General features: G+C 62.4%; 15 protein-coding genes. 9 read left to right on the top strand and 6 right to left on the bottom strand.

The window, feature by feature from the left end:
* Positions 1-176 precede the first annotated feature (176 nt).
* The 5 genes from urtE to urtA form a co-directional block, all read right to left on the bottom strand.
* Complete coding sequence (urtE, locus tag HX817_RS31110) at positions 177-866, bottom strand: urea ABC transporter ATP-binding subunit UrtE (protein WP_008430563.1); 690 nt, start codon at positions 864-866, stop codon at positions 177-179.
* Positions 867-876: 10 nt separating this feature from the next.
* Positions 877-1,635 carry an urea ABC transporter ATP-binding protein UrtD gene (gene urtD / locus HX817_RS31105; protein ID WP_003218258.1) on the bottom strand — a complete coding sequence of 253 codons (759 nt, stop codon included), beginning with the start codon at positions 1,633-1,635 and terminating at the stop codon, positions 877-879.
* Positions 1,632-2,792 (bottom strand): urea ABC transporter permease subunit UrtC, encoded by a 1,161-nt coding sequence (gene urtC / locus HX817_RS31100; protein ID WP_177042410.1) that lies wholly within the window; start codon positions 2,790-2,792, stop codon positions 1,632-1,634. Before urtC ends, urtD begins: the two co-directional genes overlap by 4 nt.
* 10 nt (positions 2,793-2,802) lie before the next feature.
* Positions 2,803-3,720 carry an urea ABC transporter permease subunit UrtB gene (urtB, locus tag HX817_RS31095; protein ID WP_177010127.1) on the bottom strand — a complete coding sequence of 306 codons (918 nt, stop codon included), beginning with the start codon at positions 3,718-3,720 and terminating at the stop codon, positions 2,803-2,805.
* A gap of 196 nt (positions 3,721-3,916) precedes the next feature.
* Positions 3,917-5,125 carry an urea ABC transporter substrate-binding protein gene (gene urtA / locus HX817_RS31090; protein ID WP_003218263.1) on the bottom strand — a complete coding sequence of 403 codons (1,209 nt, stop codon included), beginning with the start codon at positions 5,123-5,125 and terminating at the stop codon, positions 3,917-3,919.
* A 354-nt stretch (positions 5,126-5,479) separates the two neighbouring features.
* Here urtA and HX817_RS31085 point away from each other — a divergent pair, with 354 nt between their 5' ends.
* Both HX817_RS31085 and HX817_RS31080 read left to right on the top strand, forming a co-directional pair.
* Positions 5,480-8,866 (top strand): ATP-binding protein, encoded by a 3,387-nt coding sequence (locus tag HX817_RS31085; RefSeq protein ID WP_177042408.1) that lies wholly within the window; start codon positions 5,480-5,482, stop codon positions 8,864-8,866.
* Positions 8,841-9,539, top strand: a complete 699-nt coding sequence (locus HX817_RS31080) for a response regulator (protein ID WP_008430557.1) — start codon at positions 8,841-8,843, stop codon at positions 9,537-9,539. The genes HX817_RS31085 and HX817_RS31080 overlap by 26 nt, the downstream gene beginning before the upstream one ends.
* Positions 9,540-9,657: 118 nt before the next feature.
* Here HX817_RS31080 and HX817_RS31075 read toward each other — a convergent pair whose 3' ends face one another.
* Positions 9,658-10,488, bottom strand: coding sequence for an IclR family transcriptional regulator (locus HX817_RS31075; RefSeq protein ID WP_177042407.1), 831 nt, complete (start codon positions 10,486-10,488; stop codon positions 9,658-9,660).
* Positions 10,489-10,729: 241 nt separating this feature from the next.
* Between HX817_RS31075 and HX817_RS31070 the strand changes: the two genes are divergently transcribed.
* From HX817_RS31070 to HX817_RS31040, 7 genes are read left to right on the top strand one after another with little or no spacing between them, the layout of a single operon-like run.
* Positions 10,730-11,758 (top strand): ABC transporter ATP-binding protein, encoded by a 1,029-nt coding sequence (locus tag HX817_RS31070; RefSeq protein ID WP_177042405.1) that lies wholly within the window; start codon positions 10,730-10,732, stop codon positions 11,756-11,758.
* Positions 11,755-12,600, top strand: coding sequence for an ABC transporter permease (locus HX817_RS31065; protein ID WP_003218273.1), 846 nt, complete (start codon positions 11,755-11,757; stop codon positions 12,598-12,600). Before HX817_RS31070 ends, HX817_RS31065 begins: the two co-directional genes overlap by 4 nt.
* A 4-nt stretch (positions 12,601-12,604) precedes the next feature.
* Positions 12,605-13,399: an ABC transporter permease gene (locus HX817_RS31060; protein ID WP_177042403.1), complete on the top strand. Its 795-nt coding sequence runs from the start codon at positions 12,605-12,607 to the stop codon at positions 13,397-13,399.
* Complete coding sequence (locus HX817_RS31055; RefSeq protein WP_177042400.1) at positions 13,399-13,689, top strand: (2Fe-2S)-binding protein; 291 nt, start codon at positions 13,399-13,401, stop codon at positions 13,687-13,689. The genes HX817_RS31060 and HX817_RS31055 overlap by 1 nt, the downstream gene beginning before the upstream one ends.
* Positions 13,686-15,029, top strand: a complete 1,344-nt coding sequence (locus HX817_RS31050) for an NAD(P)/FAD-dependent oxidoreductase (RefSeq protein ID WP_008430553.1) — start codon at positions 13,686-13,688, stop codon at positions 15,027-15,029. Before HX817_RS31055 ends, HX817_RS31050 begins: the two co-directional genes overlap by 4 nt.
* Positions 15,026-16,129, top strand: coding sequence for an FAD-binding oxidoreductase (locus HX817_RS31045; RefSeq protein ID WP_008430551.1), 1,104 nt, complete (start codon positions 15,026-15,028; stop codon positions 16,127-16,129). The genes HX817_RS31050 and HX817_RS31045 overlap by 4 nt, the downstream gene beginning before the upstream one ends.
* A gap of 17 nt (positions 16,130-16,146) precedes the next feature.
* Positions 16,147-17,178, top strand: a complete 1,032-nt coding sequence (locus tag HX817_RS31040) for an ABC transporter substrate-binding protein (protein WP_102370242.1) — start codon at positions 16,147-16,149, stop codon at positions 17,176-17,178.
* The last annotated feature ends 220 nt before the right edge of the window (positions 17,179-17,398 follow it).

The raw sequence follows: 17,398 nt of genomic DNA, 5'->3' as shown, positions 1-17,398 counted from the left end.
GCCCGTCGCGGCGGCCCGCGGAGTAATGCCGGAGTGAGGGAACGCCGAGCCACAGCGAGGCGCCGACAGGCGGGGCAGAGCGCTTTGGTTACTTTGCCGCTTTTGCAAAGTGACTCGCTGTAAGAGCGAAACCATAAGCCGCCGTTACCCAAATAACGGATATGTACCCAGCCAGATCAAACCGACAAATACCGACTGATAGTCGCCTCATCCACCCGATCCCGAGTTTCCTCAATCACAAACCTCCCCTTCTCAATCACCAAAAACCGATCAGCAATTTCCAAAGTAAACGACAACACCTGCTCAGAAACAACAATCGTCAAATCCCGCAAATTGCGAATCTCCTTAAGCGTACGAGCAATGTCCTTGATGATCGAAGGCTGAATCCCCTCAGTCGGCTCATCGAGCAACAACACCTTGGGATTCGTCGCCAACGCCCGGGCAATCGCCAACTGCTGTTGCTGCCCCCCAGACAAATTCCCCCCCTTGCGCGAACGCATGTCATAGAGCACCGGAAACAGCGCATACAAATCCTCAGGCACCCTGCCCCGGGCCGCCGCCGGCAACCCAGTCTGAATATTCTCCAACACACTCATGCTGGGAAAAATCATCCGCCCCTGCGGCACATAGGCAATCCCCCGCTCCACCCGCTCATGGGTTTCAAGCGCAGACACATCATGCCCATCCACACTGACCTGCCCCTGCCACTGCGGCAAAATACCCATCAGGCTCTTGAACAACGTGGTCTTGCCCATCCCGTTGCGCCCCATCACCGCGACGATCTCACGCTTCGCCACATCCAGTTCCAGGTCGTGAAGAATCTGGCTCTGCCCGTACCCACACGACAGTTTGTCGATCTTGAACATGCCCGACTCCTCAGTGGCCCAAATACACTTCAATGACTTTCGGATTGCTCTGCACCGACTCCATGCTGCCCTCGGCCAGCACCTTGCCCTGATGCAACACCGTGACCTTGTGGGCAATGCTCTTGACGAACTCCATGTCATGCTCGATCACCAACACCGAGCGCCCCTGGCTGATGCGCTTGAGCAACTCGGCCGTTTGCGCCCGCTCGTTGACGCTCATCCCGGCCACCGGCTCGTCGAGCATCAGCAATTCAGGGTCTTGCATCAGCAGCATGCCAATCTCCAGCCACTGCTTTTGCCCGTGAGACAGCAGGTCCGCCTGCTGCTGCAACAAGTCGCCGAGAAAGATTTCCCGCGCCACCTCCTCGACCCGCGCAATCACCTGGGCATTACGCTTGAAAAACAGCGCGCCCCACACCTTGCGCCCGGCCGGATACGACATCTCGAGGTTTTCAAACACCGTGAGGTTTTCGTAGATCGATGGGTTCTGGAACTTGCGGCCTACCCCGGCGCGCACGATGTTGTATTCGCGCATTTTGGTCAGTTCCTGGCCGTCGAACTGGATGCTGCCACTGGTGGCACGGGTCTTGCCGCAGATCAAATCCAGCACCGTGGTTTTGCCGGCGCCGTTGGGCCCGATCACTACCCGCACTTCATTGCGGTCAATATACAGGTTGAGGTTGTCGACAGCCTTGAAGCCATCGAATGACACGGTGAGGCCTTCGATAGCCAACACCGGTTTCTTCATTTCAAAACCAACGGCGGTCATGGCTGTGTCTCCAGGATCTTGGCTTCAGCCTTGGGCTTGATCTTCGCGGGCTCGGCCTTGACCACCGGCTTGCGCCGCAGCACTCGGGCCAGGGCCTGGCGACCATGGCTGTCCCACAACCCCGCCAGGCCGTTGGGGAAGTACATGACCACGGCGATAAACAACCCGCCCATCAGGTACAGCCACAGCTCGGGGAAGGATTCGGAAAAGTAGGTCTTGCCGTAGTTCACCAGCAACGCGCCATACACCGCGCCCAGCAGTGACATGCGCCCGCCCACCGCGGCAAAGATCACCATCTCGATGGACGGCACGATGCCCACGAACGACGGCGACATAAAGCCCACCTGCAAGGCAAACATCGCCCCGCCAATCGCCGAGAACGCCGCCGCCACGCAGAACACGAAAATCTTGAAACTGGCCACGTCATACCCGGAAAACCGTACCCGCTCTTCCTTGTCGCGCATGGCCATCAACAGCCGGCCCAGCTTCGAGGCGAGGATAAAACGGCCAATGAAGATGCAGCCGAACAACAGCCCGGCGTTGATGAAATACAGGATCATCTTCGCGCCGTCACCGCGCAGGTCCCAGCCCAGCAGGGTCTTGAGGTCAGTAATGCCATTGACACCACCGGTAAGGCCTTGCTGGCCGACGATCAGCACCGTGAGGATCAGCGCAATCGCCTGGGTGACGATGGAGAAATACACATCGCCCACCCGCCGCTTGAACAGCGCCATGCCAATGATGAACGCCAGCAGCACCGGCACCGCAACCACCGCGAACAAGGTAAACGTGAAGCTGTGGAACGGCTGCCAGAGCCACGGCAATTCGGTGATCTGGTTCCAGTCCATGAAGTCCGGAATGCCCGGGGTGGACTGGATCTTGGTGCTGATCGGGTCCGAGGCCTCAAGCTTCAGGAACATCGCCATGCAGTAGCCGCCGACGCCGAAAAACACGCCTTGCCCGAGGCTGAGAATCCCGCCATAGCCCCAGCACAGCACCAGGCCCACCGCGACGAACGCGTAGGTCAGGTACTTGCCGACCATGTTCAGCCGGAAGGCGTCCAGGGTCAGCGGGAACACCACGAGGATCAACAGCGCCAACAGCACGATGCCGATCAGGTTTTGCTGGCCGCCCAGCAGTTTGTCTAGAGCCTTCATCGGTTCGCCTCTACTTGCGCACTTTGATGGAGAACAACCCTTGCGGGCGCAGCATCAGGATCAGGATCACCGACGACAGCGTCAGCACCTTGGCCATCGAGCCACTGAGGAAAAACTCCGACAGCGATTGGGTCTGGGCAATCACGAACGCCGAGGCAATGGTGCCGAACAGGCTTTGCGCGCCGCCGAATACGACGACCAGGAAGGTGTCGACGATGTACTGCGAACCGGCGGTCGGCCCGGTGGAGCCGATGGTGGTGAACGCCGCACCGGCCACGCCCGCCACGCCGCAGCCGAGGGCGAAGGTCATGCGGTCGACCTTGCGCGTGTTGATGCCCACCGCCCGGCTCATCAAGCGGTTCTGCACGGTGGCGCGCACCTGCAAGCCCCAGCGCGAACGGTAGAGCATGACGAAGATCGCCCCGGTCAGCAGCACGGTCAGGCCCATCATGAACAGGCCGTTGCGCGGGATCTCGATGGCGTCGCTGAGGTTCACCGAGCCCATCAGCCAGGCCGGCGGTTCGGCGCTCACTTCACGGGCGCCGAACACCGAGCGGAAGGTTTGCTGCATCACCAGGGACAAACCCCAAGTGGCGAGCAAAGTGTCCAGGGGCCGCTTGTACAAGCGGCTGATCATTGCCCATTCCACCAGCCAGCCCACGGCGCCCGCGACGAGGAATGACAGGGCAATGGCAACGAAAAAGTAATACGGCTGAAAGCTTGGCGCGAAATGCGCGGTAAGACTGGAACAGACGTAGGTGGTGTAGGCGCCAATGGTCAGGAACTCACCGTGGGCCATGTTGATCACGCCCATCTGGCCGAAGATGATTGCCAGTCCCAATGCCATCAGCAACAGCACGCAGAACACGGACAAGCCGTTGAACCCCTGCATCGCCGCGATGGCTCCAAATTCCGATAGCCATTCCATGATGATGGTCTCCTGAGCGGGAGGTTGAAATGCAATCTGCTTCTGCTTTATGTGGGAGCTGGCTTGTGTGGGAGCGGGCTTGCTCGCGAATACGGTGTGTCAGTACCGGATGCACTCACTGATTCACCGCTTTCGCGAGCAAGCCCGCTCCCACACAAAACCAGTTCCCACATTCAGATCAGCGCCAGACCCGAGGTTATTGATAGCCTTTCGGAAACGGATTCGGCTCGATCAGATCCGACTCGTAGATCACCTTGAACTGCCCGTTTGGCTGCACTTCACCAATGCGCGACTTGCTCCACAGGTGATGGTTTTCGTGGATCTTCACATAGCCTTCCGGCGCGTTTTTCAGCTCGATGCCAGGCGATGCGGCGACGACTTTATCCACGTCGAAACTGCCGGCCTTCTCCACCGCCGCTTTCCACAACCATGGGCCGAGGTAGGCCGCCTGGGTCACATCACCGATCACTGCATCCTTGCCGTACTTGGCCTTGAACGCTTCCACGAAGGCTTTGTTGTTCGGGTTGTCGAGGCTCTGGAAGTACTTCATCGAGGCATAGAAGCCAGCCATGTTTTCGCCGCCGATGCCCAGCAGTTCGTCTTCGGTCACCGACAGGGTCAACAGGGTTTGCTTGGACGCGTTCACGCCCGCTGCGTTGAGCTGTTTGTAGAAGGCCACGTTGGAGCCGCCCACCACGGCCGCAAACACCACGTCAGGCTTTTTCAGCTTGACCTTGTTGATCAGCGAACCGAACTGGGTGTTGCCCAGCGGGTAGTAGTCTTCGCCGACCACGGTGCCGTGCAGGACGTTTTCAATGTGCTTGCGCGCGATCTTCATCGAGGTGCGCGGCCAGATGTAGTCCGAGCCCACCAGGTAGAAGGTTTTGGCGCCCTTGGTCTTGGCGATCCAGTCGAGACTGGCGAGGATTTGCTGGGTCGCTTCCTGGCCGGTGTAGATCACGTTTTTCGACTGTTCCAGGCCTTCGTAGAAGGTCGGGTAGTAGAGCAGGCCGTTTTCTTTCTCGAAGATCGGCAATACGGCTTTACGTGAAGCGGAGGTCCAGCAGCCGAACACTGCGGCCACCTTGTCGTTGACCAGCAGTTTCTTGGCCTTTTCGGCGAAGGTCGGCCAGTCGGACGCGCCGTCTTCCTGGATCACCTTGATCTGCCGCCCGAGGATCCCGCCCGAGGCGTTGATCTGCTCGATGGCCAGGCGTTCGGCCTGGATCGAACCGGTTTCGGAAATCGCCATGGTGCCGGTGGCCGAGTGCAACTGGCCGACGGTGACTTCGGTGGGCGTCACCGCCAGGCCTTCGTTGTCGGCCATGACGCCATGGCTGAACAGACTCGCCGCCAGCAGTGATAAGGCCAACAACGGTTTGGAGCGGATCAATCGTGATTCCATGGGGCGACTCCTCTGCAATGAGGGGTTCAGCATGGCGGCAGGTGGCCACGGCGGGTATACGCAGCCTGACGTAACGGCGTACGTCATTTGACGTATGCCGTTGCGCACCATTTTCGAGCAGGATCCCGCCCGCCCTGGGAAAGGAAACCCCTGTGGCGAGGGAGCTTGCTCCCGTTGGGCTGCGCAGCGGCGCCAAAACCGGCGACCCGGTTCTGCCTGGAAAAATGAAGTGGTCTTGCTGGGCCTGCTTCGCAGTCCAACGGGAGCAAGCTCCCTCGCCACGAAGAGCGCACCCCGCAGGACTGGGGCACGAATATTGCTGCCATCTCCCCATCCTTGCAGGAGTTCCCCACCGTGCACCCCCTCCCCGGCACCCAGCGCATCGTCAAGATCCGCCGCGACTACAACTCCTGGGTCGCCGACGAGACCATGGAAGACTACGCCCTGCGCTACACCCCGAAGTCCTTCCGCAAATGGTCGGAACTGCGCATCGCCAACACCGCCTTGGGCGCGGTGTCGTTCCTGGCGCTGGAGGCCATCGGCGGCGTATTGGCCTTGAGCTACGGCTTTACCAACACCTTCTGGGCGATCCTCGCCATCAGCCTGGTGATCTTTCTCACCGGCCTGCCCATCAGCTACTACGCCGCCCGCTATGGCGTAGACATGGACCTGCTGACCCGCGGCGCGGGCTTCGGTTACATCGGCTCCACCATCACCTCGCTGATCTACGCCAGCTTCACCTTCCTGTTCTTCGCCCTGGAAGCGGCGATCATGGCCCTGGCCCTGGAGTTGTATTTCCATATCCCGCTGGCCACCGCCTATGTCATCTGTTCACTGCTGGTGATCCCGCTGGTGGCCTACGGCGTAACGCTGATCAGCCGCCTGCAATTGTGGACGCAACCGCTGTGGCTGGTGCTGTTGGTGCTGCCCTATGGCTTCGTGTTGTGGAAAAACCCCGAGGCCTTCAGCGACTGGACCAGCTTTGTCGGCCGCAGCAGCGATGGTGGCGACTTCAATCTGCTGTCGTTCTGCGCCGCCTGCACCGTGGCGCTGTCGCTGGTCACGCAGATCGGCGAACAGGTGGACTACCTGCGCTTCCTTCCGGAAAAAACCAGCGCCAACCGCAAGCGCTGGTGGGCCGCGCTGTTATGCGCCGGGCCCGGCTGGATCGTGCCGGGGGCGTTGAAAATGTTCGCCGGGGCGTTCCTGGCGTTCCTCGCCCTGCAACATGAAATCCCCATGGAGCGCGCCGCCGAGCCAACCCAGATGTACCTCGTCGCGTTCGGCTATGTGTTCTCCTCTCCCGAATGGGCGCTGGGGGCGATGGTGCTGTTCGTGTTCATCTCGCAGATGAAGATCAACCTGACCAACGCCTACGCCGGCTCCCTGGCCTGGTCGAACTTCTTTGCCCGCGTGACCCACAGCCACCCCGGCCGCGTGGTGTGGCTGGTGTTCAACGTCGCCATTGCGCTGATGCTGATGGAGCTCGGCGTGTTCGATGTGATCGAGCAGGTGCTGGGGCTCTACGCGAATATCGCGATTGCCTGGATCGGCACGCTGGTAGCGGACCTGGTAATCAACAAGCCCCTGGGCCTGTCACCCAAGCACATCGAATTCAAGCGTGCGCACCTCTACGACATCAACCCGGTGGGCGTCGGCTCGATGCTGATTGCCTCGCTGCTGTCGATTCTCGCCCACTTCGGCCTGTTCGGCGCCCTGGCCCAGGCTGCGCCACCGTTTGTCGCGCTGGGCACCGCGTTAATCATGGCGCCGCTATTGGCGTGGCTGACCAAGGGCCGCTACTACATTGCGCGCAGCAGCGAGGCGCAATTGATACACCCGCAACCCGGCACCGGCCTGGTGATCTGCGGGCTGTGCAGCAACCCGTTCGAGACCGCCGACATGGCGTTCTGCCCGGCCTACAGCACGCCGATCTGCTCGCTCTGTTGCTCACTGGATGCGCGTTGCGGCGACCGTTGCAAACCCCACGCGCGCCTGGCCAGCCAGTTCGAAGGGGTGTTGCGCTGGTTGTTGCCGACCACGCTGGTACCGCGCCTGCATACCCGGCTCGCGCACTACCTCGGATTGTTGATGGCGCTGGTGCTGATGCTCGCCGGGGCGCTGGCGCTGATCTACATGCAGGCGGCCCAGGGTTTGCCCCATTCGCAAACCTTGTACCAGGCGTTTTTCAAGGCGTTCCTCACGCTCTCGGTGCTGGCCGCCGTACTCGCCTGGTGGGTAGTACTCACCCGCGAAAGCCGGCGGGTGGCCCAGGAAGAATCCGACCGGCAAACCTCGCTGCTGATGCAGGAGATCGCCGCCCACAGCCTCACCGACCAGGCCCTGCAACAGGCCAAGGAAGCCTCGGAAGCAGCGAACGCGGCCAAGAGTCGCTACGTCACCGGGCTGTCCCACGAGCTGCGCACGCCGCTCAACAGCATCCTCGGCTTCACCCAGATCCTGCAGCGCGACAGTGCCATGCCCGAACAGCATCAGGACGCCCTGGCGACCATCCTGCGCAGCGGCTCGCACCTGCTGTCGCTGATCGACGGCCTGCTGGACGTGGCCAAGATCGAGGCCGGCAAGCTGCGCCTGGAACTCACTGAAATCCCCTTCCCGGAACTGATCCACGACCTGGAACAAATGTTCACCCCCCAGGCCGAAGACAAGGGCCTGCGCTTTCGCCTGGACTGCGTGGGCAAGATCCCCGCCGTGGTGCGTGGTGATGAAAAACGCGTGCGGCAGATCCTGATCAACCTGCTGGGCAACGCGATCAACTTTACCGACAGCGGCGAGGTGCGCCTGCGGGTCAGCTACATGCGCGAGACCGCCAACTTCGAAATCATCGACACCGGCATCGGGATTGACCCCGAACAGATCGAGCGGATTTTCCAGCCGTTCGAACGCGGCGACCTGATGCGCCAGGACAAGGGCGTGGGTCTGGGCCTGACCATCACACGCATGCTGACCTCGCTGATGGGCGGCGAATTGCGGGTGGTCAGCGAGCTGGACAAGGGCACCTGCTTCCAGGTACGGCTGTTCCTGTCCCAGGTCCGCGTGCCGCAAGCCGTGGTGCATGTGGAGCACGACATCATCGGCTACCACGGCGAACGACGGCGCATCCTGGTGGTGGATGACCACGTGGACCATCGCAAGGTGCTCAGCGGCATGCTCACGCCCCTGGGCTTCGAGGTGTCCCAGGCCAGCAACGGCCAGGAGGCGATCCGCCAGGTGGCGCTGCTGTCGCCGGACCTGATCCTGATGGACCTCTCGATGCCGACCATGGACGGCTGGGCCACCAGCCGGATGATCCGGCGTAATGCGCTGTCTGCCGCGCCGATTATCATCATCTCCGCCAACGCCTTCACTGACGACCGCGAACGCAGCATCGCCGGCGCCTGCAACGACTACCTGGCCAAGCCGGTGCGTACCCCTGAACTGCTCGGACGCCTGCAACTGCACCTGGACTTGCAATGGCTGCGCCGTCGCACACCGCTCGTCGCGCCGGTCGCGACCCAAGGCGCGCTACCCAGCGCAGAAGAACTCGCGGTGCTCGCCGAACTGAGCGCCATTGGCTATGTGCGTGGTTTGCATGAAAAGCTCGACGCCATCGTGCTGGACAGCCCAGGTACCGCACCGTTCATCAATAAGCTCCGGGCCTTGCTGAAAAGCTTTCGCCTGGAAGAACTCAACCGCATCCTGAAGGAGGCCGAAGATGAATGCCTTGACCCACAGCGCTGAGCCCGGCGTGGTGCTGATTGTCGACGACACCCCGGACAACCTGGCCATGCTCTCCGACGCCCTGGACGACGCCGGCTACATGGTGCTGGTGGCGCTGGACGGCCTCAGCGCGCTGAACCGCGTGCAACGCCGGCGCCCGGATTTGATCCTGCTGGACGCGGTGATGCCCGGGCTGGACGGCTTTGAAACCTGCCGCCGGCTCAAGGCACAACCGGCCAGCGCGGATATTCCGGTGGTGTTCATGACTGGGCTGACTGACAGCAAGCATGTGGTGCAGGGGTTCGAGGTGGGCGGCAGCGATTACGTGACCAAGCCGATCCAGACCGATGAAGTGCTGGCGCGGGTGGCGGCGCATTTGCGTACGTCGCGGATTTTGCTGTCGGCGCGGGCGGCGACACAGCCGAGCGTGATCACCCTGGAGGATGAGCCGGCGCACAAGCTATTGTCGGCGCGGTTTCAGTTGACGGAGCGGGAGGTGGAAGTGCTGCGTTGGGTGGCGTGTGGCAAGACCAATCGGGATATTGGCGACATTCTTGGGTTGAGTCCGAGGACGGTGAACAAGCATCTGGAGCATGTGTATGTGAAGCTGGGAGTGGAGACGCGCACGGCGGCGACTTCGGTGGCGATGGCGGCGATGAGTCCAACCCGGATCCCACAGATGGCCACGGTCTAAAATGTGGGAGCGGGCTTGCTCGCGAATGCGGTGTGTCAGTCACCAAATTTTTTACTGATACACCGCATTCGCGAGCAAGCCCGCTCCCACATTTGATCTGTGTCGTTACTGGTATTACCTACCCACCGAAGATCTGCGAAGGCCGGCGCAACGTCGGGTCAAACGGATTGATCCTCGGCCCGATCGCCGCCGCCTCGCGCTTCAACAACTCCACCACCGTCGGCAACCGCCCCGGCCCCAGCCGGTCGCTGATAGTCGCCACACTCAACGCCGCCACCGCATGCCCATTGCGATCCAGGATCGGCACCGCCAACCCGGCCATGCCTTCCAGCACCCCGGTATTGCGCGCCGCATACCCCAACCGCCGCACACTCTCCACCTCCGAACGCAAAAACACCTCGTCGTACAGGTGAAAATCCTTGAGCCGCGGCAAGTTGTAGCGGATCACCGTCTCGCGCTCTTCCTCCGGCAAAAACGCCAAAATCGCCAGGCTGCCCTGCCCCACGCCCAGCGCAACGCGGCCGCCGATATCACCGGTAAAGGTACGGATCGGATACGGCCCCTCACTGCGGTCCAGGCAGATCGCATCAAACCCGCTGCGCGCCAGCAGGAACAATGAATCCCCCAACGACGCACTGAGGCGCAACATGCTCGGCCGCACCAGGTCCCGCAGGTTGCCGGTGTTGCCCACATTCGCCGCCAGGGCAAAGAACTCCAGGCTCAGCCGATAGCGCTTGCTGCGCGCATCCTGCTCCACCATGCCCTCGTCCATCAGGCTGCGCAGCAATCGGTGGGTGGTGGGTTGCGACAGCCCCACCTGCTGCGCCAGTTGCGTCACCCGTTCACCACCGTCCGGCGCCGCGCCGAGGATGCGCAGTAATGCAAACAACCGGGAGACGCCACCGGCGCCGACTTCCTTGACACTTTCATTCCGCTCAGTGGAATCCATAAGCCGATATCTCACACTAAATTCTGGTCAGTGAATGAAACTGAAAAAAGTACTCTATCCAGTGAAATTCTATCTTCCGCCATCCTAGTCTTTCGCCCTAATCTGCGTCCACAGGGGCGAAATGAACAACTAACGGCAGCCGACTCAAGATCGAGCGCCAACGCACCCGCAACACCCTTTTCGCATCTGCCCAAAACAAAAAAGCGCGTTTCGACGCGACTCAAAAAGGTGGAACGCAGACATGGCTTTTCTCCAACTCAACGCCTTGAGCAAACGCTACGGCGCCGTCGACGCGGTGGTCGCCACTGATCTTGCGGTGGAAAAAGGCGAATTCGTGTCCCTGCTCGGCCCCTCGGGCTGCGGCAAGACCACCACCTTGCAAATGATCGCCGGCTTCGTCGACGTCACCGGTGGCCAGATCGTCCTCGACGGTCGCGACATCACCCATGCCAAACCCGCCAGCCGCGGCCTCGGCGTGGTGTTCCAGAGCTACGCGCTGTTCCCCCACATGAGCGTGCGCGACAACGTCGCCTTCGGCCTGAAGATGCGCAAGGTGCCTGCCACTGAGATCGCAAGCAGAGTCAAGACCGTGCTGGAACTGGTGCGCCTGGCGCCCCACGCCGAGCGCTACCCGCGGGAACTGTCCGGCGGCCAGCGCCAGCGCGTGGCCCTGGCCCGCGCCCTGGTGATCGAGCCGCCGGTGTTGCTGCTGGACGAGCCGCTGTCGAACCTCGACGCCAATCTGCGGGAAGAGATGCAGTTCGAAATCCGCCGCATCCAGTGTGAAGTCGGGATCACCACCCTGATGGTCACCCACGACCAGGCCGAAGCACTGTCCATCAGCGACCGCGTGGTGGTGATGCAGGCCGGGCGCGTCACCCAGATCGACGCGCCGTACAAACTCTATGAACACCCGCGCACACGCTTCATCTCGGATTTTGTCGGCAAGGCCAACCTGCTGGCGGGCGACTTCGATCAACTCGGCGCGCCGCAAGTGCGCTTCGAGCCCGGCAACGGCGAACTGACCCTGAGCCTGCGCCCGGAAAAGATCGACCTGGTGGCGGCCAGCAAGGGCCGGCTGCAAGGCCGGATCCTCGACAGCTACTTCTTCGGCAGCCAATGGCTGTATCGCATCAAGACCGAGATCGGCGAGCTGACCGTAGTCCGTCGCAACGACGGCAACGCGCCATTGACTTGCGGCGCTGCAGTGGGCCTGGACTGGGAGTCGAACCTGTTGCGGGTGCTGGCAGCGGATGAGGTGCACGCATGAGCCGTGGCTACCTGTTGTCGTTGCCGGCGCTGGTGTTGTTTTTCGGGCTGCTGATCCTGCCCCTGGGCCTGACACTGGTGCTGTCGTTCAACGTGTTCGACTATCAGGTAGGGGTGAAGGCCGATGAGTGGACCTTCGCCCACTACCTGTCGCTGTTCAGCGACTCGTACTTCTACGAAATCTTCTGGCGCACCTTCTGGATCAGTGCCCTGGTGACCTTGCTCTGCGTGGTAATCGGGGTGCCCGAGGCCTACATCCTCAGCCGCATGGGCACGCCATGGCGCTCGATCTTCCTGATCCTGATTCTCACCCCGCTGCTGATTTCGGTAGTGGTGCGGGCCTTCGGCTGGAGCCTGCTGCTGGGTGCCGATGGCCTGGTGAACCAGGTGATCCAGGCCCTGGGCGGCAAGCCGGTGAAGCTGCTGTACACCTCGTTCGCCGTGATCATCGCACTGGTGCACGTGATGCTGCCGTTCATGATCATCCCGGTGTGGACCTCCCTGCAGAAGCTCGACCCGTCGGCGGAACAGGCGGCGCTGTCCCTGGGTGCCAGCCAGGCCACGGTGATGCGCAAGATCGTGCTGCCGCAGGTGATGCCCGGTGTGCTGTCCGGCACCCTGATCGTGTTCGGCCTGGCGGCCAGCTCCTTCGCGATCCCCGGCCTGCTGGGCGGACGCCGCCTGAAGATGGTCGCCACGGTGGTCTACGACCAATACCTCTCGGAACTCAACTGGCCCATGGGCGCGACCATCGCGGTGGTGCTGCTGTTGGTCAACTTGCTGATCATGCTGAGCTGGAACCGCATGGTCGAAGGCCGCTACAAAAAGTCCCTGGGAGTATAAGACGATGTCCAGAAACGGTCCTTTGGCCCTGGGCTTTCACGGCCTGGTGGTGCTGTTCATGATGGCGCCGCTGGTGGTGGTGTGCCTGGTGGCCTTCACCTCGGAAAACACCTTGAGCCTGCCCACTTCGGGCTTCTCCCTGCGCTGGTTTCATGCGGTGTTCGAGCGCGCGGACTTTATCCAGGCGTTCTACAACAGCCTGGTCCTGGCGTTCGTTGCCGCCACCCTGGCGACGTTGATCGCGGTACCGGCGGCGCTGGCAATCAGTCGCTACCAGTTCCCCGGCCGTAACTTCTTCAGTGCGCTGTTCCTCTCGCCGATCATCATCCCGCACCTGGTGCTGGGGGTGGCGATGCTGCGGCTGTTCGCAATGATGGGCGTCAACGGCAGCTTCACCTGGTTGATGCTGGCGCACGTGGTGATCATCACGCCTTACGTATTGCGCCTGGTATTGGCGGCCGCCATCGGCATTGACCGCAGCGCCGAGCAGGCTGCCGAATCCCTCGGCGCCAGCCGCTTCACCCTGTTTCGCCAGATCACCTTGCCGATGATTCTGCCCGGCGTGGCCGGCGGCTGGTTGCTGGCGTTCATCAACAGTTTCGATGAAGTGACCCTGTCGATCTTTGTCAGCTCGCCGGCCACCCAGACCTTGCCGGTGCGCATGTACGTGTACGCCACCGAATCCATCGACCCGATGATGGCGGCCGTGTCAGCGCTGGTGATCGGCTTGACGGCGGCGGCCATGATTCTGCTGGACCGGGTCTACGGCCTGGACCGCGTATTAGTAGGGAAGCATTGATGGCGCTGTTCAAACGACTGGCCGAGACCGAGCGGCCCACCCTCACCTTCACCCTCGACGGGCAGCCTGCCAAGGGCTTGCTTGGCGACACCTTGCTGACCGCCGTACTGACCTGCGCCGAACACCTGCGGGGCAGTGATTTCAGCGCCGAACGCCGCGCCGGTTTCTGCTTGATGGGGGCCTGCCAGGATTGCTGGGTACGCCTGGAAGATGGTCGGCGAGTGCGCGCCTGTTCGACCTTGCTGGAAGACGGCCAGGCGATTCGCCGTGACCCGGGGCGCCAGGCATGAAGAGCGTGGTGATAGTGGGCGCAGGCCCGGCGGGCATTACCGCAGCCCGGACCTTGCTGGACCATGGCGTAACCCCGGTGTTGGTGGACGAGAGCCTGCGCGGTGGCGGCCAGATCTATCGGCGCCAGCCGGCGAACTTCCAGCGCTCGGCCAAGCAGCTGTATGGGTTTGAAGCGGGCAAGGCGACAGCGCTGCATCGCACCATGGATGAGCTGGCCACCCGGATCGACTACCGGCCGGAAACCCTGGTGTGGAATGCGGAAAATGGCCGCCTGGACATGCTCAACAACGGCCACGCCGAAAGCATCGAATACACGCAGATCATCGTCGCCACGGGCGCCACCGACCGCATCCTGCCCGTGCCGGGCTGGACGCTGCCCGGTGTGTACAGCCTGGGCGCGGCGCAAATCGCGCTGAAGTATCAAGGCTGCGCCATCGGTGAGCGCGTCGCGTTTTGCGGCAGCGGGCCGTTGCTGTACCTGGTGGCGTATCAGTACGCCAAGGCCGGGGCCAAGGTGGTGGCGGTGCTCGACAGCGCGCCGTTCAGCGCCCAATGCCGCGCCCTGCCGGCATTGCTCGGCCAGCCGGCGACCCTGGCCAAGGGTTTGTACTACCGCGCCTGGCTAACGGCCCACGGCATCCCGGTGCATCAAGGGGCAACGTTGTCGCACATCAACGGCGAGCAACGAGTGACGGGCATCCACTGGGACCAGCAGGAAATCGCCTGTGATGCCGTGGCCTTCGCCCATGCCCTGCGCAGCGAGACCCAACTGGCGGATTTACTTGGGTGTGAATTTGCCTGGAATGCATTGAACCGCGCCTGGTTGCCGCAGCAAGATGCGGCCGGGCGTAGCAGTGTCGCGGGGGTGTATCTGGCTGGCGACGGTGCAGGAATCATGGGCGCCGATGCGGCGCAAATGGCCGGCGAGCGAGCGGCATTGGCCTTGCTCGAAGACAGCGGTGTTGCCATCGACCACCGTCGCGGGCCCGTGCTGGAACAACAACTGGCAGGTATCCAGCGCTTTCGCCACGGCCTGGAAACCGCCTTCCCCTTCCCGGAAAACTGGGCCGCTGAAGCTCCGGACGAACTGATCCTGTGCCGCTGTGAAGAAGTCAGCGTCGGCGAAGTACGCGCGGTGGTGGACGAAGGCCACTGGGAAGTGAACCGGGTCAAGGCCCATTGCCGGGTTGGCATGGGCCGCTGCCAGGGCCGGATGTGCGGGCTGGCGGCGGCGGAAATCGTTGCCCAGCGCAGTGGCCGCGAGATTGAAAACGTTGGCCGCCTGCGTGGCCAGGCACCGATCAAACCCTTGCCGTTTGGCGTGGAGGTGCAGCCATGATCGACAGTGAAGTGATCGTGTTGGGTGGCGGGATTGTCGGGGCCTCGGCGGCTTTGATGCTGGCGCAGAAAGGTCGCCGCGTGGTGCTGCTGGAGCGGGACTTTTGTGGCTCGCACTCCAGCGGTGTGAACTATGGCGGCGTGCGGCGCCAGGGGCGGCCATTGCACCAACTGCCGCTATCGCAGCGTGCCCATGAGCTATGGTCCGACTTGCCGGGGCTGATTGGCATCGACGGGGAATACGTGCGCTCCGGGCATTTGAAACTGGCCCGCAGTCATGACGATCTGGCGGCTCTGCAGGCTTACGCCGACGCTACACGTGGCTTTGGCCTGGGCCTGCAAATGCTCGACCACGCTCAACTGCGCGCCCGGTTCCCGTGGGTGGGTGATGTGGCAGTCGGCGCGTCGTTATGCCCCGAAGACGGCCACGCCAATCCGCGCCTGGTCTCCCCCGCCTTTGCCCGCGCAGCGCAACGCCACGGTGCGAGGGTGATGGAGCAAACCGAAGTCACCCATCTTGAACATGACGGCCAGCGGTTTCAGTTGCGCTGTGCCAATGGGCTGCAGCTGCAAGCCCCCTGGCTGCTGAACTGCGCCGGCGCCTGGGCCGGCACCGTGGCCGCGCACTTTGGCGAGCCGGTGCCGATGACCTCGGCGCACCCGGCGATGCTGGTGACCGAGCCGTTGCCGGTGGTGATGGACGTGAGCACCGGGGTGGAAGGCGGCGGGATTTATGCGCGGCAAGTCGCCCGGGGCAATTGCATCCTCGGTGGCGGGCGCGGCTTTGCCCTGGGCCCGCAACAAGCCCGCCCGGGCCAGGCGGCGGTGCTGGAGATTCTGCGCAATGCCGGCGAGTTGTACCCGTTCCTCAAGGGTGCCCAGGCGATCCGTACCTGGAGCGGCACCGAAGGTTACCTGCCCGACCACGAACCGGTGATCGGCGACAGCAGCACCCAACCCGGCCTGCTCCACGGTTTCGGCTTTGCCGGCGCCGGGTTCCAGCTCGGCCCTGCGGTCGGTGAAGCCCTGGCAGAGATCGTCTGCACGGGGGCCAGCCGGCAGCCCATCGAAGCATTTTCCATCCGTCGTTTCCAAGCCTGAGAGGAAGATTCATGCACATGATCAAACGTACTGCGCTGTCTTGCCTGTCCCTCGCCCTGTTGAGCACGGCGGCCCACGCCGCACCGACGCTTTACCTGGGCATGAACGGCGGCACCATGGAGCGGGTCTACGCCGACAAGGTGCTGCCCGCGTTCGAAAAGGCCAATAACGTCAAGGTGGTGATCGTGCCGGGCACCTCGTCGGACATCCTGGCCAAGGTGCAGGCCAACAAGGACAACCCGCAGATGCACGTGATGTTCCTCGACGACGGCATCATGTACCGCGCGATTTCCATGGGGTTGTGCGAGAAGCTCACGCCCAACCCGATCCTGGACCAGATTCCGGCCAAGGCGAAGATCAAGGAAGAAGCGGTTGCGGTGACGCTCGGGGTGACCGGGTTGGGTTACAACGCCAAGATGTTCAAGGAAAAGGGCTGGGCGCCGCCGACGTCGTGGATGGACCTGGCCGACCCGCGCTTCAAGGACAAGGTGGTGTTCCAGTCGTTGGCCTCGTCCACATTTGGGTTGCACGGGTTCCTCATGTTCAACCGGATTCAGGGGGGTAGCGAGACCAACGTGGAGCCGGGGTTCAAGGCCTGGCCGAAAACCGTCGGGCCCAACGTGCTGGAGTACATCGCCAGCTCGGCGAAGATTTCCGAGATGGTGCAGACGGATGAGGCGGCGATCTTTCCGCTGACGCCGACGCAGGTGACCACGCAACAGTTGTTGGGTGTGCCGATGGAGTATGCGCAGCCGAAAGAAGGCGCGGTGGTGTTGAACGTGGCGGAGTGTGTGATTGCGCGGAATGACCAGCCGGAGTTGGCGCAAAAACTGGCGCAGTTCTTGTTGACCGCAGAGGCTCAGGCGCCGGCTTTGGAACTGGGGGATCAGATTCCTTCGAATCCTACGACGCCGACTACCGACAAAACCCGGGCGCGGGTGGAGGCGATGAACAGTTACTTGCAGACGGCGATTTCGATTGACTGGGATCAGGTGAACCAGGCACGACCCGAGTGGAATGCGCGGTGGAGTCGGTCGATTGAGCGGTAGGCTTTGGGGGTGAATATCCGTTATTTGGGTGATGGCTTAAATTGGTTCCGCTCTTACAGCGGGTCACTTTTGAAAGGAGCCCAAAAGTAACCAAAAGGCTCTTGCCCCACCACTCGGCACCTCGCCTAGGCTCGGTGTGCCCTCACTCCGGCTTTGGACCGTGGGCCGCCGTCATGGGCCATCCTTGGCCCAGGACGGCTAACCCGGCGTCCTGCCGGGT

Origin of the sequence: Pseudomonas sp. C6002, from assembly GCF_013385805.1 — a bacterium.
Lineage (GTDB): Bacteria > Pseudomonadota > Gammaproteobacteria > Pseudomonadales > Pseudomonadaceae > Aquipseudomonas.
Note: the sequence above shows the minus strand (reverse complement) of the source record. Positions and strands in the feature narration are given on the sequence as shown.